This is a genomic window from Microcella sp. (assembly GCF_030645145.1).
Classification (GTDB): domain Bacteria; phylum Actinomycetota; class Actinomycetes; order Actinomycetales; family Microbacteriaceae; genus Microcella.
The window spans coordinates 1-16,453 of sequence record NZ_JAUSMI010000073.1 but is presented as its reverse complement, the minus strand read 5'-3'; the positions used below and the strand labels follow the sequence as shown (position 1 = coordinate 16,453).

General features: G+C 72.5%; 16 protein-coding genes and 1 pseudogene. 12 read left to right on the top strand and 5 right to left on the bottom strand.

Annotated elements, in window-relative coordinates:
* A partial coding sequence (locus Q7T15_RS04605; RefSeq protein WP_304693745.1) for a glycoside hydrolase family 3 N-terminal domain-containing protein occupies positions 1-1,169 on the top strand: 1,169 nt, incomplete at its 5' end.
* A 34-nt stretch (positions 1,170-1,203) separates the two neighbouring features.
* Here Q7T15_RS04605 and Q7T15_RS04600 read toward each other — a convergent pair.
* Positions 1,204-1,452 (bottom strand): hypothetical protein, encoded by a 249-nt coding sequence (locus Q7T15_RS04600; protein WP_304693743.1) that lies wholly within the window; start codon positions 1,450-1,452, stop codon positions 1,204-1,206.
* A 194-nt stretch (positions 1,453-1,646) separates the two neighbouring features.
* On the opposite strand from Q7T15_RS04600, the gene Q7T15_RS04595 reads away from it, so the two are divergent.
* Together Q7T15_RS04595 and Q7T15_RS04590 are read left to right on the top strand one after the other, a co-directional pair.
* Positions 1,647-2,879, top strand: a complete 1,233-nt coding sequence (locus Q7T15_RS04595) for a phosphotransferase family protein (RefSeq protein WP_304693741.1) — start codon at positions 1,647-1,649, stop codon at positions 2,877-2,879.
* A 109-nt stretch (positions 2,880-2,988) separates the two neighbouring features.
* The gene (locus Q7T15_RS04590; protein ID WP_304693739.1) at positions 2,989-3,360 is read left to right on the top strand and encodes a hypothetical protein; all 372 of its coding nucleotides are present in this window, start codon (positions 2,989-2,991) and stop codon (positions 3,358-3,360) included.
* A gap of 15 nt (positions 3,361-3,375) precedes the next feature.
* Here Q7T15_RS04590 and Q7T15_RS04585 read toward each other — a convergent pair whose 3' ends face one another.
* The 3 genes from Q7T15_RS04585 to Q7T15_RS04575 all read right to left on the bottom strand — a co-directional run bounded on the left by Q7T15_RS04585 (position 3,376) and on the right by Q7T15_RS04575 (position 6,748).
* Complete coding sequence (locus Q7T15_RS04585; protein ID WP_304693737.1) at positions 3,376-4,041, bottom strand: response regulator transcription factor; 666 nt, start codon at positions 4,039-4,041, stop codon at positions 3,376-3,378.
* Positions 4,038-5,609: an ATP-binding protein gene (locus Q7T15_RS04580; RefSeq protein ID WP_304693735.1), complete on the bottom strand. Its 1,572-nt coding sequence runs from the start codon at positions 5,607-5,609 to the stop codon at positions 4,038-4,040. The genes Q7T15_RS04585 and Q7T15_RS04580 overlap by 4 nt, the downstream gene beginning before the upstream one ends.
* 65 nt (positions 5,610-5,674) lie before the next feature.
* Positions 5,675-6,748, bottom strand: coding sequence for an App1 family protein (locus Q7T15_RS04575; protein ID WP_304693733.1), 1,074 nt, complete (start codon positions 6,746-6,748; stop codon positions 5,675-5,677).
* A gap of 163 nt (positions 6,749-6,911) precedes the next feature.
* Here Q7T15_RS04575 and Q7T15_RS04570 point away from each other — a divergent pair, with 163 nt between their 5' ends.
* The 5 genes from Q7T15_RS04570 to Q7T15_RS04550 all read left to right on the top strand — a co-directional run bounded on the left by Q7T15_RS04570 (position 6,912) and on the right by Q7T15_RS04550 (position 10,889).
* A complete protein-coding gene (locus Q7T15_RS04570; protein WP_304693731.1) occupies positions 6,912-7,553 on the top strand; it encodes a TetR/AcrR family transcriptional regulator in 642 nt (213 codons plus the stop codon).
* Between the two features lie 202 nt (positions 7,554-7,755).
* Positions 7,756-8,580 (top strand): ABC transporter ATP-binding protein, encoded by an 825-nt coding sequence (locus Q7T15_RS04565; RefSeq protein WP_304693729.1) that lies wholly within the window; start codon positions 7,756-7,758, stop codon positions 8,578-8,580.
* Entirely contained in the window at positions 8,577-9,221 is a 645-nt protein-coding gene (locus tag Q7T15_RS04560) for an ABC transporter permease (RefSeq protein ID WP_304693727.1), read from the top strand. The genes Q7T15_RS04565 and Q7T15_RS04560 overlap by 4 nt, the downstream gene beginning before the upstream one ends.
* The gene (locus Q7T15_RS04555; RefSeq protein WP_304693725.1) at positions 9,218-9,955 is read left to right on the top strand and encodes an ABC transporter permease; all 738 of its coding nucleotides are present in this window, start codon (positions 9,218-9,220) and stop codon (positions 9,953-9,955) included. Before Q7T15_RS04560 ends, Q7T15_RS04555 begins: the two co-directional genes overlap by 4 nt.
* Positions 9,956-9,971: 16 nt before the next feature.
* A complete protein-coding gene (locus Q7T15_RS04550; protein WP_304693723.1) occupies positions 9,972-10,889 on the top strand; it encodes an ABC transporter substrate-binding protein in 918 nt (305 codons plus the stop codon).
* A gap of 97 nt (positions 10,890-10,986) precedes the next feature.
* Here the strand turns inward: Q7T15_RS04550 and Q7T15_RS04545 are convergent, their stop codons facing one another.
* Entirely contained in the window at positions 10,987-11,658 is a 672-nt protein-coding gene (locus Q7T15_RS04545) for a DedA family protein (RefSeq protein ID WP_304693722.1), read from the bottom strand.
* A gap of 176 nt (positions 11,659-11,834) precedes the next feature.
* Here Q7T15_RS04545 and Q7T15_RS04540 point away from each other — a divergent pair, with 176 nt between their 5' ends.
* From Q7T15_RS04540 to Q7T15_RS04525, 4 genes and pseudogenes are all read left to right on the top strand, one after another.
* A complete protein-coding gene (locus tag Q7T15_RS04540; protein ID WP_304693720.1) occupies positions 11,835-13,241 on the top strand; it encodes a cytochrome ubiquinol oxidase subunit I in 1,407 nt (468 codons plus the stop codon).
* Between the two features lie 9 nt (positions 13,242-13,250).
* Positions 13,251-14,270: a cytochrome d ubiquinol oxidase subunit II gene (gene cydB / locus Q7T15_RS04535; RefSeq protein ID WP_304693717.1), complete on the top strand. Its 1,020-nt coding sequence runs from the start codon at positions 13,251-13,253 to the stop codon at positions 14,268-14,270.
* The gene (gene cydD, locus Q7T15_RS04530) at positions 14,213-15,991 is read left to right on the top strand and encodes a thiol reductant ABC exporter subunit CydD (protein WP_370689098.1); all 1,779 of its coding nucleotides are present in this window, start codon (positions 14,213-14,215) and stop codon (positions 15,989-15,991) included. The genes cydB and cydD overlap by 58 nt, the downstream gene beginning before the upstream one ends.
* Positions 15,988-16,453, top strand: a pseudogene (locus Q7T15_RS04525) (thiol reductant ABC exporter subunit CydC); the annotation flags it as partial. The gene cydD and the pseudogene Q7T15_RS04525, both read left to right, overlap by 4 nt.

The following is a 16,453-nucleotide window of genomic DNA, read 5'->3' as shown; positions in this document are numbered from 1 at the left end:
CGGCGCCCGTGCCCGAGCCGACGGACGAGCCCGCCGCGATCATGCGCGGCGTCTCGGCCCCGCCCGCCGCCGACCCCGACGTCGTCCATGTCGAGCAGCGCATCGCGTCGATGACGATCGACCAGAAGGTCGCCGCGCTCGTCATGGTGCACGTTCCCGGGACCGACCCGGGGGCGATCCGGTCGGTCGTCGACCGGCACGGCCTCGGTGGGGTGATCCTCATGGGCGACAACATCTCCGGCGACCCCGCGTCGACGCGCGCCCTCACGAGCGCCCTCTCCGTCGACGCCGGGCTCCCGCTGCTCACCGCGATCGACCAGGAGGGCGGCATCGTGCGTCGGCTGCCGGGAGACGGCTGGCCCGCCGGGCGCGCGCTGCAGGGGGCGGCTCCCGACGCGGTCGAGAGCGTCTTCGCCGAGCGCGCCGGCCTCGTGGCGAGCGCGGGCGTGCTCGTCAACTTCGGCGTCGTGGCCGACATCGAGATCGGCTCGGGCTCGTTCATCGGCCCGCGCACGCTCGGCGCGACGCCCGAGGCCGCGGCCGAGCGCGTCGCGGCGGCGGTGCGCGGCGAGGAGGGGCGCGCGCTCTCGACCCTCAAGCACTTCCCCGGGCACGGAGCGAGCCCCGACGACTCGCACGTGAGCATCCCGACCTCGAGCGCGACCCTCGCCGAGTGGCGCGCGACGCACGCCGTTCCCTTCGCGGCGGGAATCGCGGCCGGCGCCCCGCTCGTCATGACCGGCCACCTGCGGTTCGATCAGGTGAGCCCGATGCCGGCCTCGCTCTCGCCGACGTGGATCCGCATCCTCCGCGACGAGCTCGCCTTCGACGGCGTCATCGTGACCGACGACCTGCTCATGCTCCAGCGCTCGGGCGACGCGCGCTTCGACGACCCGATCGAGAACGGCGTGCGGGCTCTCGCCGCCGGCAACGACCTCCTGCTCTACGTCCTCCCCGGCGACCCCGCGTCGGTCGGCTTCGAGGCGGGCGCTCTCGTGGATGCCCTGGTCGCCGCCGTCGCGATCGGTCGCGTCGACGAGGCGGCCGTCGACGACTCCCTGCGCCGGGTGCTCGCGCTGCGGCGGGCGGCGTCCGGCGAGACGGGCCCTTATCGCGACTGCGGGCCGAAGTGCCTCGGTGAGTCGCCGCGGGCGCGCGACGGGGGCTGAGGTCGGGGCCGGCCCCCTGGATCAGGCGGGCGGCTCAGAGCGTCGGCAGCTGGAAATCCCGCACGGTCTTCTCGTCGCCGCGCTCGCTGACCCCCCGGTCGCCGCCGCGCGGGTCGACCGTGAGCGCAAGGGTCCCGATCGCCGCCCCGCTCGTGAGCACGAGGCCCGCGAGCGCGAGCCCGATCGTGCGGTGGAAGCTCTCGCTCGCGTTCGCGGGCGTGCGCAGCGCGGCGCTCGTCAGCGCCGTCGCGGCCGCGCCGCTGCGCGCGAGCAGGCTCCACATCAGGGTGCTCCTCGTCGGGTATGAGGAACTCGAGCGCGCGGGTACGCGCCCAGAGAAACGACCTCATTTCGGGTTCGGTCGCTCGCGTTCATGGTACGTCGCGGCATCGCCGGGCGCCAGGAGGCGCGGTGAGTTGCGCGCGGGCGCGCGCGGCGCGTTCGCGCGAGGGGGCCTGATCATCCATGATGAGAGCGATGAGTGCCTCCGAGTCCCAGGTTCTGCACCGTGATGTGCTGCACGCCGTCGCCGGCTCGCTCGGTGCGACGCTCGTCGAAGCGCACGCGCTGCAGATCGAGCCGACGGGTCAGGGCTTCACCCACGGCTACCGCGTGACCCTCCGCGACGAGTCCGGCGGCACGGCCGACCACACGGTCTTCGTCGAGACCTCGCCCCCCGACACGACCCGCTCGGGCGTTCTCACGCTCACCCAGCCCGAGACGGGCGAGCGCGTCGATGTGTGGGTCTACCCCGCCGACCCCTCGCTGCCCGCGCTGCGCACCGCCGTCTACGCCGAGGCCGCCTCGATCGTCCTCGCTCGACTCGGCCTCCCCGTCGAGGATCTCCGCGTGAGCCTCGCCGCCTACCGCCCGGGCAAGCGCGCCGTCGTGCGCGTCGACACCGCGCGCACGGCGTACTTCCTCAAGGTCGTCCGCCCGCCCGCGGCCGAGCCCCTGCAGGCGAAGCACACCCACTGGCGCCACGAAGGCGTCCCCGTCCCGACCGTCCTCGGCTGGAGCGAGGAGGGCCTCGTCGCCCTCGAGGCCCTCGCCGGCTCCGAGCTCATCTCGGTCCTCGACCGCGTTCCGGGGCCGGATGCCCTGCTCGACGAGATCGTCCGACTCATGCAGCGCATCGCCGCCGTCCCGTCGACCGCGCCCGCGCGCGCGTCCCTCGTGCGTCGGCTCGACTGGTACGAGGAGCGCCTGGTGGAGCAGCTGCCCGCCTACGACGGCCTCATCGAGACCACGTCCCGCGCGATCGCACGGCGCTTCCGCGCCGGCGGCGCCCCGCCGCCCAGCCGCACCGTCCACGGCGACCTGCACCTCGCGCAGCTGCTCGTCGATCCGGCCGCGCCGACGACGATCACGGGCGTGCTCGACATCGACACCTCCGGCTGGGGCGACCCGGCCGACGACGCCGCGGCGCTCTACGCGCACCTCATCGCGACGGTCGTGCACGACGGCGGCAGCCGCGCGACGCTGCGCGCCTCGCGCGCCTCCGTGCTCGCCGACGGCTGGCGCCGCCGCTGGTTCTCGTGGCCCGAGGCGGGCTTCGCCGACCGCGCGCACGCGATCGCCGCGACGCAGCTCCTGGGGCACGCGCTCGCGCGCTCCGCGGCGGGCTCCGACGACGCCGCCGTGCTCATCGAGCGCGCGCACCGCGTGGTCGCCGCGACCGACGCGCCCCTCACCTCCGCCGCCTGGTGAGGCCCGCGCCGACGGGTGAGAGTTCTCTCATCCTCGGCACCCGGCCCGCGCATCCTGGCACCATGGAGGAGGCGCGACCCGCGCGCCCGCTCTCACCCGGAGGCTCGGCATGCAGCAGAACGGCTGGATCGCGCTCGGCGCCGCCTCGGCGCTCGGGCTCGGCGTGCTCGCCGGCAGCGCCGTGACCGCCGCGACCGCGATGCCGCTCGTCGACTCGAGCGAGAGCGTCGACGTCGCGCCGATCTCGAACCTCCGCGGCGACGTCAAGTTCTTCGCCGGGCTCGGCGAGGGCCGCGTGTCGGTGCCCGGCAGCACGCCGCAGCCGTCGACCAGCCCGGGACCGTCGAGCGCTCCCACCGCCACGCCCGCGCCGGCGCCCACCGTGACGCAGGCGCCCGCGCCCCAGCCGGTTCCCGTGGCCCCCGTCGCGCCCGCGCAGTCGGGCGACTCGCCCGACTCGCCCGACTTCGACGACGACTAGCCCGCCGCTCGCGGCTCAGACGAGCCGGTACCCCATGCCGCGCACCGTCTCGATGCGGTCGGCGCCGATCTTGCCGCGCAGGTAGCGAACGTACACGTCGACGACGTTCGACCCGGGGTCGAAGTCGAACCCCCACACGCGCGACAGCAGCTGCTCGCGCGAGAGCACCTGGTCGGGGTGCTGGAGGAACTGCTCGGCGAGCGCGAACTCGCGCGCCGAGAGGTCGACCGCGGTCTCGCCGACGGTCACGCGCCGCGTGCGCACGTCGAGCGCGAGGTCGCCGTGCCGCAGCACGGTCTCTCCGGCCGAGATCTGCCCCGACTCCCGCAGTCGCAGGCGGATGCGCGCGAGCAGCTCGTCGAACTTGAACGGCTTCGGGACGTAGTCGTTGGCCCCGCCGTCGAGCCCCTGGATGGTGTCGTCGAGGCTCGTGCGGGCGGTGAGCATGATGACGGGCGTCGCGTCGCCGCCGGCCCGCATCCGGGCGAGGACGGCGAAGCCGTCCATGCCCCCGGGAAGTCCGACGTCGAGGAGCACGAGGTCGAACGAGCCGGTCGCGAGGTAGTCGAGCGCCTCGCGCCCCGATCCGACGACGGTGGGCGCGTAGCCGCTCGCGGTCAGCCCCTTCTCGACGAACGTCGCAATGCGCGCTTCGTCCTCCACGACGAGGATGCTCGTCATCGCGACTCCTCGTCGTCTCGAGCCGCGGGGCCGAGGTCGGCCGGCGGCGGCGGTGCGGGGGCGTCCGACTCGACCGGCACGACGATGCCGAAGCGGGATCCCGCCTCCGAGGTCTCGAGGCTCACGTGCCCGCCGTGGGCGCGCGCGATCGCGGCGACGATGGGCAGCCCGAGACCGGAGCCGGCGACGCCGCGGCCCGTGTCGGCGCGTCCGAAGCGCTCGAAGATGCGGGTGCGCGACTCCTCGGGGATCCCCGGCCCCTCGTCGGCGACCCAGAACTCGACGGCCCCGCGGTAGGCGCTCGACCCGATGCGGATCGTCGAGCCTGCGGGGGAGTACTTGGCGGCGTTGTCGGCGAGCTGCAGCCACGCCTGCGTGATGCGGCTCGGCGAGACGGGAGCGACGACCGGCACCGAGCTCTCGAGCACCCATTCGTGGTCGCCGATCGCCTGCGCCTTGCCGAAGACCGCGGCGGTGAGGTCGGCGACGTCGGTCGGCTCGGTCGCGAGGAGTCCGCGCTCGGTGCGCGCGAGATCGTCGATGTCGCTCACGAGCTCCGACATCCGGTCGAGCTCGTCGATCGCGATGTCGCGCACCGCGCGCACCTCGGAGGGCTTCCGCGGGTCGAGCAGCTCGAGGTGGCCGCGCACGATCGTGATGGGGGTCTTGAGCTCGTGGCGCACGTCGTCGAGCAGCTGGCGCTGCGCCGTGAAGGCTCCGTCGATGCGGTCGAGCATGTCGTTGACCGTCGTCGTGAGGGCGCCGAGGTCGTCGCGCGTGCGCACGGGGATGCGCTCGGTCGTGTTCTGCGCGGTGATCCGCTCGGCGGCCAGGCGGAGCTCGCGCAGCGGGGCGAGCAGTCGACCGGAGACGAACCAGCCGGCGGCACCGATCAGCAGGATCGTGAGCGCGCTGAGCCACGCGTACGTCACGAACGCGCCGCCGACCTCGTCGACCTCGCGCTGCACGTCGATCGCGGTCACGTACGCGCCCCGCTGATCGGAGCCGGCGATCTCGACGGGGGCGACGACGTACCGCACGGCCCGCACGCCCTCGAGCGCGCTCGTGTTCGCGGTGCCCAGGACGACCGTTCCGCCCTGCGACTCCTCCCACGCCCGCGCGAGGAGCGCGGGGTCGTCGGCGAGCTCGAACGACACGGTGACGCTCGGCTGCCAGGCGGGTGCGCCGTCGAGCAGGGCGATGCTGCTCTCGTGCCGCCCGGGGATGACGTAGGACAGGATCGCCTCGAGAGCCTCGCCGACCGTCTCGTAGGCGGGAGCGGCAGGAGCCTCCGGCTCGGCGGGCGGGTCGGTGGGCGCCTCGCCCGCGGCGGGCTCCTCGGCCGGCGGCTCGTCGATGGCGGCGGCCGCGGGAGGGTTGGCGAGAACCTGCCGTGCCGACTCGACCGCCGCGAGGAGTTCCTGGTCGATGCTCTCGATCACGCGGTCGCGCTGCACGAAGTACGCGCTGATGCCAGCGAAGGTCATCCCGACCGTCGTGATGACGAGGATGACGGCGAGGATGCGCGCGCGCACCGACCAGGTCGGGAAAGCGATCGCGCGCACCATGCCTTCATTATCGGCACCCGGAGCCCGAGAACCCGCCCGGATGAGAGGACTCTCACGCCGACCCGTCACTCCGGGCGCGGGGTGTCCTCCGGGGCGAGGACGCCCGCTTCGCCGAGCTCGACGGCGAGACCGGCGCCGTCGGGCGCCGACACCCAGGGAGCATCGGTCGCCGGCCGCTCGGCATCGTCGACGTGCCGCCGACCGCCCGCGAGCACCGCCTCGCCGGGCGACAGCTCGCGGATCGCCACGGCGCGCACGTTCTGCGGGTGCGCGGCGATGAAGTCGCGGTAGAGCTCCTCGTCGTGCTGCCCGTCGTCGCCGACGAGGATCCAGCGGATCGTCGGGAACTCGCGCGCGAGTCGCTCGAGGCTCTCGCGCTTGTGGTCGCGCCCGCTGCGGAAGAGCCGGTCGTGCGTCGGCCCCCAGTCGGTGAGCAGGAGCGTGCCGTCCGGGTACAGGTGACGCGACAGGAAGCGGTCGAGGGTCGGGGCGACGTTCCACGCTCCCGTCGAGAGGTAGACGACGGGGCACGAGGGGTTCTCCCGCACGATGCGCTCGTACAGCACCGCCATGCCGGGCACCGGCTGGCGCGCGTGCTCATTGAGGACGAACGTGTTCCACGCGGCGAGGAAGGGCCGGGGGAGCGCGGTGACCATGACGGTGTCGTCGATGTCGCTCAGGAGGCCGACCCGGGCATCCGGCTGCACGACGTAGACGGGGGCCTCGACGGGCGGGGTGTCCTCGACCTGGAGCTCGATCGTGCGCAGGCCGGGCTCGAGCTCGACGGCCACGTCGACGTCGACGACGCCGCCGCGGTCGGCGTAGACCGTGAACTCCTGGCCGTCGACGCGCACGACGACCTCGGCCCCGCCGATCGCGATGCTCGTGAAGCTCCGCCAGCCGCGGATGGCCTTTGCGGGCTTGCGCAGATCGAAGCCGGGCTTGACCAGGAGGACGCGGCACAGCACGCGCACGAAGCCGGGCCCGCCGTAGCCGCTGTAGGGCAGGACGATCGGGACGAGGCCGCGCTTGCGCCCTCGTCGCTCGCGCGTGCGGTGCACCGAGTCCTCGAGAGCGGCCGCTCGGCGCGCCCACGACGATCGCGGAACGGGCTCGGGATCAGGGGTGACGGCCGGCATCGCCCCAGTCTGTCACGAGGGCTCGACGCGGCTCCGAAGCGCCTCCGTGTTCGTCAGAGCGAACAGCGCGACGGCGCGCCGAATATTCCTGACAGGAAAACCAGTCGATGTCTCATATTGCGCGCTACCATCAATCAGCCCGGTCGTCGAAAGGTACCCAGCCATGTCCGCCATCGAACTGAGCACGACGCTTCTGACGGCGTCCGCTCCCATCCGCAATGAACCCGTCCAGGCGCGCAGCACCGCGCGCCTCGCCGCGCTCCTCGACTCGGCCGCCGCCGTGATCGACGAGATCGGCTACGAGCGACTCACGACCGCGATGGTCGCCGACCGCGCCGGCGCCTCGATCGGTACCGTCTACCGCTACTTCCCCGACCGCATCGCCGTGCTGCAGTCGCTCGCGGCGCGCAACTCCGAGCGCCTCCTCGCGCGCCTCGCCGGCGAGCTCGCCGCCGACGGCCACGCGACGGCGACGGATGCCCTCCTCGGGGTCCTCGACGTGACGGTCGAGCTCTTCCGCTCGGAGCCGGGCTACCGCTCGCTCCGCGTCGGCGACGTGCTCGATCTGCTCCCGCCGAGCTCGGACGAGACCGCCAACGGCGTCGTCGCCGGCGCCGTGGCCGACGCGCTCGAGCAGCGCTACGCCCTCTCGCTCGACGACAGCGGTCGCCTCGCGATCGCCACGGCCGTCGAGGTCATCGACGCGCTCGTCGCCCGCGCTTTCGCGCGCGACGCCGACGGCGACGCCGCCCTGCTCGACGAGGCCCGCCGCGTCGTCCGCGCGACGGTCGCCGGGGTGCTGTAGCCCTCGTCTCGCTTCGCCACGAGAGCCCCCGCCCGACGGCGGGGGTCTTCGTCGTCTCCGGGCGGCGCGCGCCAAGCATCCGAATCTTCTGGATATGTGCCGGGAAACACCGCCAGCGTTTCGATGCGGGGCCCGGGGCTGTTTGACTGGGAGCACGCTGAGTGATCCCTCGGCGGCGATCGACACCGGGGAGTCGCGTTCCGTGATCGAGTTCCGCTCCATCTCCAAGACCTTCCCCGGCGGCACGACCGCCGTCGACGACTTCAGCCTCGTCATCCCGTCGCACCAGACGACCGTCTTCGTCGGCTCAAGCGGCTGCGGCAAGACGACGCTCCTGCGCATGATCAACCGCATGGTCGACGCCTCGAGCGGCGAGCTCGACATCGACGGCGAGAACGTCGCGCGCATCGACCCCGTGAAGCTGCGCCGCCGCATCGGCTACGTCATGCAGAACTCGGGCCTCCTGCCGCACCGCACCGTGATCGACAACATCGCGACCGTGCCGCGCCTCAACGGCGTGCCGAAGAAGGAGGCGCACGAGCGCGCGCTGCAGCTCATGGACACCGTCGGCCTCGACCGCTCGATGGCCGAGCGCTACCCCTCGCAGCTCTCGGGCGGGCAGCAGCAGCGCGTCGGCGTCGCGCGCGGCCTCGCCGTCGACCCCAACATCCTGCTCATGGACGAGCCCTTCGGCGCCGTCGACCCGATCGTGCGCGCCGAGCTGCAGCAGGAGCTCCTGCGCCTGCAGCGCGAGCTCGGCAAGACCGTCGTCTTCGTCACGCACGACATCGACGAGGCCTTCCTGCTCGGCGACCAGGTCGTCATCCTCGAGAAGGGCGCCCGCATCGCGCAGAAGGGCACGCCGCAGGAGATCCTAGCCAACCCCGCGAGCGACTTCGTCGCGAGCTTCATCGGCGCCGATCGCGGCAAGCGCGCGCTGAGCATCCGCGAGATCGACGGCGCGCGCGTCGTCGTCGATGCCGACGGCACGGTCGCGGGCCGCCTCGTGGAGGCGAGCCCGTCGTGACCTGGGTGATCGCGAACATCGAGCAGATCCTCGAGCTGTCGCTCGAGCACGTCCGGCTGAGCATCCTGCCGATCGTGCTCGGCTTCGTCATCGCGATCCCGCTCGGCTGGGTCGCGCACCGCTACCAGCTCACGCGCGGCCTCATCCTGACGCTCGTCGGCCTGCTCTACACGATCCCCTCGCTCGCGCTGTTCGTGATCCTGCCGCCCCTCCTCGGGCTGCCGTTCCTGAGCGAGTCGAACGTCCTCATCGCCCTCACCATCTACGCGGTCGCGATCATGGCCCGATCGACGGCGGATGCTCTCGCGAGCGTCGATCGCGACATCCAGCAGGCCGCCACGGCCATGGGGTACTCCTCCTGGCGGCGGTTCTGGGCCGTCGACTTCCCGCTCGCCGGGCCCGTCCTCCTCGCGGGCCTCCGCGTCGTCGCCGTGAGCACGGTGAGCCTCCTCACGGTCGGCGTGGTCGTCGGCGTCGACAGCCTCGGCTACCTCTTCACGAACGGGTCGCAGCGCGGCATCATCGAGTCCGTGCTCGCGGGCGTCGTCGCGACCGTCGTCATCGCCCTCCTGTTCGACCGCGTCCTCGCCCTCATCGGCGCGTGGCTCATGCCGTGGACGCGCGTGAAGGGGGCATCGTGAACCTCTTCCTCGAGGCGATCGCCTGGATCGTCGAGCCCGCCAACTGGCAGGGCTCGGGGTCGATCCCCGTGCGCATCGGCGAGCACCTGTTCTACACCGTTCTCGCGGTGCTGGCCGCATCCGCTGTCGCGGTCCCGCTCGGCTGGCTCATCGGGCACACCGGCAAGGGTCGCGAGATCGCGGTCGGCATCTCGGGCGCCGCGCGCGCCCTGCCGTCGTTCGGCCTGCTCTTCCTCTTCGTGATGATCGCGGGAGTGCTCCTGCGGGGGCCGTCGGCGGTGCTCGTGCTCGTCCTGCTCGCGATCCCGCCGATCCTCGCGGGCGCCTACGCGGGCCTCGAGGTCATCGACCGCCGCGTGATCGACGCCGCGCGCGCGATGGGCATGACCGAGTGGCAGATCCTGTGGCGCGTCGAGGTGCCGCTCGGCCTGCCGCTCCTCATGGGCGGGCTGCGCAGCGGAACCCTGCAGGTCGTCGCGACGGCCGTGCTCGCGGCCTTCGTCAACCTCGGCGGGCTCGGCCTGCCGATCGTCGAGGGCATCGCCCTGCGCGACTACGATCGCATGCTCGGCGCGGCGATCCTCATCATCGCCCTCGCCCTCCTGCTCGACGCGCTGTTCGCGGTGCTCGAGCGCTACGCGGTGCCGCGCGGCGTGCGCGCGCGCCGCGCCCCAGAGCTCCGCACGACGGCCCCGCGCCGTCGCGCGGCGGCGGATACCCCCGCCACCACCTGAGAGAAAGAAGATCGTGATGTTCACAGCAAGGAACAAGGGCCGGATCGCGATGACCGCGACCGTGGTCGGGGCGGCATTGGCCCTGGCAGGGTGCGCGTCGGGCGATCCGCTGGAGCCCGGCACCGACCCGGATGCGGGCGGCTCGAGCGAGACGATCGTCATCGGCTCGCAGGCCTACTACTCGAACGAGATCATCGCCGAGATCTACGCCCAGGCCCTCGAAGAGGCCGGGTTCGAGGTCGAGCGCAACTTCAACATCGGCCAGCGCGACGCGTACATCCCCGCCATCGAGGCGGGCGAGGTCGACCTGTTCCCCGAGTACACGGGCAACCTCCTGCAGTTCTACGTGCCCGACACGACGGCCACGGCCGAGGACGAGGTCTACGAGGAGCTCCAGGGCGCCCTGCCCGAGGGTCTGCAGGTGCTCGACCAGTCGTCCGCGACCGACCAGGACAGCTACAACGTCACCGCCGAGTTCGCCGAGGCCAACGGCCTCGAGTCGATCGCCGATCTCGCGGGCGTCGAGGGCCTCATCCTCGGAGGCAACCCCGAGCTCGCCGAGCGCCCCTACGGCCCCGCGGGACTCGAGGAGGTCTACGGCGTGACCGTCGAGTTCCAGGCCACGGGTGAGACGACCGTCGAGTCGCTCCTCGAGGGCGTCGTGAACATCGCCAACGTCTACAGCGCCGACCCGCGCATCGGCGAGAACGACCTCGTGACGCTCGACGACCCCGAGGGCCTCTTCCTGGCCTCGAACGTCGTGCCCGTCGCGAGCGCCGACCTGTCGCAGGACGCGATCGACGTCGTCAACGAGGTCAGCGCCGCGCTGACCGCCGAGGGCCTCGTCTCCCTCAACGTCCAGAGCACGGTCGACCAGCTGTCGGCCGCCGAGATCGCGGAGGGCTGGCTCGAGGAGAACGGCTTCCTCGGCTAGTCGCCACGGCATCCCACGCCCGACGGGGGCGGAGCGCTCGCCCCGCCCCCGTCGTCGCATCCGGGGGGATGCCCGGGGCGGGCCCGAGCGCGCCGGTTCAGTCCTCGCGCGTGCGGGCGTCGTGATCGCCCGGGCGGTCGGCGAAGCGCGACGAGTAGCGGTCGAGCAGCTTCTTCACGATCCACACGACGACGAGGAAGGCGAGGATGATGCCGACGAACAGGTACGCCGCCCAGCTGAGCGTGTCGTCGAGCTCGCGATAGGTGCCCGCGGCGGCCGAGCCGACGGAGACGTACAGGAACGACCAGATTGTCGAGGCCGCCGCGAGCCAGAGGATGAACGTGCGGTAGCGCAGCGTGCTCATGCCGACGGTGAGCGGCGTGAGCGAGTGCAGCACGGGCAGGAAGCGCGAGATGAACACCGCGATCCCGCCGCGGTGGTCGAGGAAGTTCTCCGCCCGCACCCAGTTCCTCTCGCCGATGAGCCGGCCGGCGCGCGAGGCCCTCAGCCACGGCCCGATCGTGCGGCCGATCCAGAAGCCGATCGAGCCGCCGGCGAGAGCGCCCGCGATGCACGTGATCGCGAGGGCGAAGTACTCGACGGGGGAGTCGACGGCGGTCGAGGCGACGAGCACGACGGTGTCGCCCGGCACGATGAGGCCGATGAGCACGCTCGTCTCGAGCATGATGAACAGCCCGGCGAGGAGCGTGCGCACGACGGGGTCGACGCCCTCGACGGTGTCGAGCAGGCCGTCGAGGATCTCGTTCACGAGCGCGAGCCTACCGACGACCGCCCTGCGGGCGCTGTGGGCGATCGTGCCGATCGGAGACGCAAGCGGCGACGACGCGGCCGGATTCGGGACCTTCGGCCCCTGCCGACCCCGAGTGCCGATTCCTAGGGTGGAAGGGAACCCCACCCCTCCTCACGCAAGGCGGTCCGTCTCCCGTGCTCGAATGGCTCGATCCGCTCGCCCTCGCCCGCTGGCAGTTCGGTCTCACGACCCTCTACCACTTCCTCTTCGTCCCGCTCACGATCGGCATGGCGCTCCTCGTGGCGCTGCTGCAGACCGCGTGGGTGCGCACCGGGAAGCTCAAGTACCTGCACCTGACGCGCCTGTTCGGCCGCATCTTCCTCATCAACTTCGCGATGGGCGTCGTGACGGGCATCGTGCAGGAGTTCCAGTTCGGCATGAACTGGAGCGACTACTCGCGCTTCGTCGGCGACGTGTTCGGCGCCCCGCTCGCGATGGAGGGCCTGCTCGCGTTCTTCCTCGAGGCCACGTTCATCGGCCTGTGGATCTTCGGCTGGGACAAGCTGCCGGCGAAGCTGCACCTCGCGTCGATCTGGGTCGTGTCGATCTCGACGATGCTCTCGGCGTACTTCATCCTCGCCGCGAACGCCTTCATGCAGAACCCGGTCGGCTTCACGATCAACGAGGAGCGCGGCCGCGCCGAGCTCACCGACATCGTCGCGGTGCTCACGAACCCCGTCGTGCTCGCGTCCTTCCCGCACACGATCTTCGCGGCGGTCATGTTCGCCGCGGTCGTCGTCGTCGCGGTCGCCGCGTACCACCTGGCCCGCGGCCAGTACGACGAGACGATGCGCACGGCGCTGAGGTTCGGCGGCGTCACGAACCTCGTCGCCTTCGCGGGCGTGGCTCTGAGCGGCGACCAGCTGAGCCTCGTCATGGTCGCGACGCAGCCCATGAAGATGGCTGCGGCCGAGGCGCTCTACGAGACCGCCGGGCCGGCGAGCTTCTCGATCTTCTCGCTCGGCACGCCCGACGGATCGAGCGAGATCTTCTCGATCCGCGTGCCGTACCTGCTGTCGCTCCTGTCGACGCACACGCTCACGGGCGAGGTCGAGGGCATCAACGACCTCCAGGCGCAGTACGTCGAGCAGTTCGGCCCTGGCGACTACACGCCCATCATCTGGGTGACCTACTGGTCCTTCCGCTGGATGATCGGTCTCGGCTCGCTCGCCGCCCTCATCTCGGCCGTCGGCCTCTGGCTCACGCGCGGCGGTCGCACGCCCGCCGGCTGGGCGTGGAAGGTCGCCATCTGGGCCGCCCCGCTGCCCATGATCGCGAGCCTCGTCGGCTGGATCTTCACCGAGATGGGGCGCCAGCCCTGGCTCGTGTTCGGCCTCATGAAGACGGAGGACGGCGTCTCGCCGAACGTCACGGGGCTCGAGGTGCTCATCTCGCTCGTCGTCTTCACGGTCCTCTACGGTGCGCTCGCCGTCGTCGAGTTCCGACTCATCACGCGCGCCGCGATCGAGGGCCCGAAGGAGTGGGAGGACCACTCCGACGCGGACGACATCGACCACGCCAAGCTCGCCACGGTCTACTAGGAGCACCCCATGGATCTCGCCACCCTCTGGTTCCTCATCGTCGGGTTCTTCTTCATCGGCTACTTCGTGCTCGACGGCTTCGATTTCGGCGTCGGCATGTCGCTGCCCTTCCTCGGCAAGGACGACACCGACCGCCGCCAGATCATCAACACGATCGGCCCCGTCTGGGATCTCAACGAGACCTGGCTCATCGTCGCGGGCGCCTCGCTCTTCGCGGCCTTCCCGTACTGGTACGCGACGTTGTTCAGCGGGTTCTACCTCGCGCTCCTGCTGATCCTCGTCGCGCTCATCCTCCGCGGCGTCTCGTTCGAGTACCGCCACCAGGGCCGCAGCCCCGAGTGGTCGGCGGCGTTCGACCGGATGATCGTGATCGGGTCCGCGGTCCCGGCGCTGCTGTGGGGCGTCGCCTTCGCCAACATCGTCCAGGGAACCCCGATCGATGAGGCCGGCAACTTCACGGGCACGCTGTTCACGCTCCTGAATCCGTACGGGCTCCTCGGCGGGCTCACGACGCTCCTGCTGTTCTTCACGCACGGCGTCCAGTTCGTCGCCCTGAAGACCGACGGCGAGCTGCGCGAGCGCGCTCGCGCGCTCGCCGCGCGTGCGGGCATCGCGACGATCGTCGTCGCAGCCGCGTTCCTGACCTGGACCGTCCTCGCGCACCTCGGCGCCCCGCACGCGGCGCTCATCGCCGCCCTCGCCGCGGCCGCAGCCCTGACGCTCATCGGCGCCACGCTCGCGAACCGCGCGGGCCGCGAGGGCTGGGCGTTCGGCCTCTCGGCCGTCACGACCCTGCTCGCGGTCGCGACGATCCTCGCCGCGATGTTCCCGAACGTCATGCCCTCGACGATCGACCCCGCCTACAGCCTCACGATCGAGAACGCGTCGAGCACCGAGTACACGCTGCAGGTCATGACCTGGGTCGCGGTGTTCATGATCCCGCTCGTGCTGCTCTACCAGGGCTGGACGTACTGGGTCTTCCGCAAGCGCGTCACGCGCGCCTCCATCCCGGTGGGGGCGGCGCACTGAAGCCCCTCGACCCGCGCCTGCTGCGCACGGCCTCGGCCGCGCGAGCGCTCCTCGCGCTCGGCGCGGTCGTCGGCGTCGCGCACGTCGCGAGCATCGTCGCGTTCTGCTGGTCCGCCGCGAGCAGCATCGCGGCCGTGATCGAGGGCGCGCCCCTCGAATCGATGGGGATGCTCGTCGCCGCGACCGCCGCATCCGTCGTCGCCCGGGCGCTCACCCAGGCCGCGCTCGACGCGCTCGCCGCCCGCGGAGCCGCGCGCGTGAAGAGCCAGCTGCGCGAGCGCGCGATCGCCGCGATCGACCGCGGCGGCTCGGCGCAGCTCGGCCGCCGGTCGAGCGGCTCGCTCGCGACGATCATCGGCCCGGGCCTCGACGCGATGGACGGCTACGTGGGGCTGTACCTGCCGCAGCTGATCCTGACGGCGGTCGCGACGCCGATCGTGGTGGGCGTGCTGCTGCTCTCCGACCTGGCGACGGGCATCGCGGTGATGGTGACGCTCCCGCTCATCCCCGTGTTCATGGTGCTCATCGGGTGGGCGACGCAGGCGATGCAGCGCTCGCAGTGGGAGGCCCTGGTAACCCTGTCCGCCGGCTTCCATGAAGTGGTGCTCGGGCTCTCGACCCTCACGATCTTCGGGCGGCAGCACCGGCAGACGGCGCGCATCGAGGCCGTGACCGACGCGTACCGCGCCCGCACCATGAAGGTCCTCCGGGTGTCGTTCCTGTCGAGCTTCGCGCTCGAGCTCGCGGCGAGCCTGTCGGTCGCGGTCGTCGCGGTGTCGGTCGGCGTGCGGCTCATCGACGGCGCGATCCCGTTCGCGCTCGGGCTCTTCGTGCTCATCCTCACGCCCGAGGCCTACCTGCCGCTGCGACTCGTCGGCGCCCGCTACCACGCCGCCGCCGACGGCATCGCGGCCTGGGACGACGTGCTCGATCTCATCGAGGGCGGTGCGGATGCCCCGCCCGCCCCCGCGGTCCCGCTCGCCTCGGTCCCGCTCGCCTCGGTGCCGCCCGCCTCAGTGATGCCTCGCGACGGCGAGGCGCTCGAGGTCGCGCTCGCCCTCGAGGGCGTGAGCATCGCGCGCGCGAGTCGCGCGGTCGTCTCGGGTCTCGACGCCGCCTGGCGGCGCGGCTCGCTCGTCGCGATCACCGGTCCGAGCGGCGCGGGCAAGTCGTCGCTCGTCGCCGCCCTCCTCGGCTTCACCCCCGCCGAGGGGCGCTTCCTCCTCGCGGGCCGCGAGGCCTCCGCCGAGGAGCGCCTCGCGCGCATCGCGTGGGCCGGGCAGAGCCCCGAGCTCACGGCGGGGCCGCTCGACGCGGTCGTGGCGCTCGGCTCCGAGCATCCCGACCCCGCGCTCGTCGCCCGCGCGCTCGCGCTCGCGGGTGCTCTCGACGTGCCCCTCACGACCGTCCTCGGCCCGGCGGGGCAGGGGCTCTCGGGCGGGCAGGCGCAGCGCGTCGCGATCGCGCGCGCCGTGTACCGGGCGCTCGAGCGCGATCTCGAGATCGTCGTGCTCGATGAGCCGACGTCGGCGCTCGACGCCGAGGCCGAGGGCCGCGTCGTCGCCGGGCTGCGCGCGCTCGCGGCGGAGGGGCGGCTCGTCCTCGTCGTCACGCATCGGCCCGCGGTCGTTGCGGCCGCCGACGACGTGCTCGATCTGACGGCCCACGCCGCCGACGCGGCCCGCGAAGCCGCGCACGCCCCGGAGGTGGTCGCGCGATGACCCGCGTCGACATCCGCCCCGTGCTGCGCGCGGCTCAGCCGCCGTTCGCCGCCCTCGCCCCGGCGCTCGCGCTCGGCGCCCTCGCCGCGGGCTCCTCGGTCGCGCTCCTCGCGACCTCCGCGTGGCTCATCGCGCGCGCCGCCGAGCAGCCCCCCATCCTCTTCCTCGGGTTCGCGATCGTCGGCGTGCGCGCCTTCGCGATCGGTCGCGCCGTCCTGCGCTACCTCGAGCGCGTCGTCGGGCACGACGCGACCCTCCGCGCGCTCGCGGGGCTGCGCGTGAGCGTGTTCCGCCGCCTCGTGCCGGTCGCACCCGATGGACTGCGCACCGCGCGCTCGGGCGACGTGCTCACGACCCTCGTGCAGGACGTCGACACGCTCCAGGATCTCCCGCTCCGCGTCGCGCAGCCGCTCGTGAGCGCGGGCGTCGTCGCGGGCCTCGCGGTCGTCGGTGTCGCGTGGG

What these genes read in the sequence shown, in the direction of transcription:
- Q7T15_RS04580 (WP_304693735.1), bottom strand. Translation starts at nt 5,609, where the DNA reads ATGGTGCGCGCGATCGCTTTCCCGACCTGGTCGGTGCGCGCGCGCATC.
- Q7T15_RS04575 (WP_304693733.1), bottom strand. Translation starts at nt 6,748, where the DNA reads ATGCCGGCCGTCACCCCTGATCCCGAGCCCGTTCCGCGATCGTCGTGG.
- Q7T15_RS04550 (WP_304693723.1), top strand. Translation starts at nt 9,972, where the DNA reads ATGTTCACAGCAAGGAACAAGGGCCGGATCGCGATGACCGCGACCGTG.
- Q7T15_RS04570 (WP_304693731.1), top strand. Translation starts at nt 6,912, where the DNA reads ATGTCCGCCATCGAACTGAGCACGACGCTTCTGACGGCGTCCGCTCCC.
- Q7T15_RS04600 (WP_304693743.1), bottom strand. Translation starts at nt 1,452, where the DNA reads ATGTGGAGCCTGCTCGCGCGCAGCGGCGCGGCCGCGACGGCGCTGACG.
- Q7T15_RS04595 (WP_304693741.1), top strand. Translation starts at nt 1,647, where the DNA reads ATGAGTGCCTCCGAGTCCCAGGTTCTGCACCGTGATGTGCTGCACGCC.
- Q7T15_RS04585 (WP_304693737.1), bottom strand. Translation starts at nt 4,041, where the DNA reads ATGACGAGCATCCTCGTCGTGGAGGACGAAGCGCGCATTGCGACGTTC.
- Q7T15_RS04590 (WP_304693739.1), top strand. Translation starts at nt 2,989, where the DNA reads ATGCAGCAGAACGGCTGGATCGCGCTCGGCGCCGCCTCGGCGCTCGGG.
- cydB (WP_304693717.1), top strand. Translation starts at nt 13,251, where the DNA reads ATGGATCTCGCCACCCTCTGGTTCCTCATCGTCGGGTTCTTCTTCATC.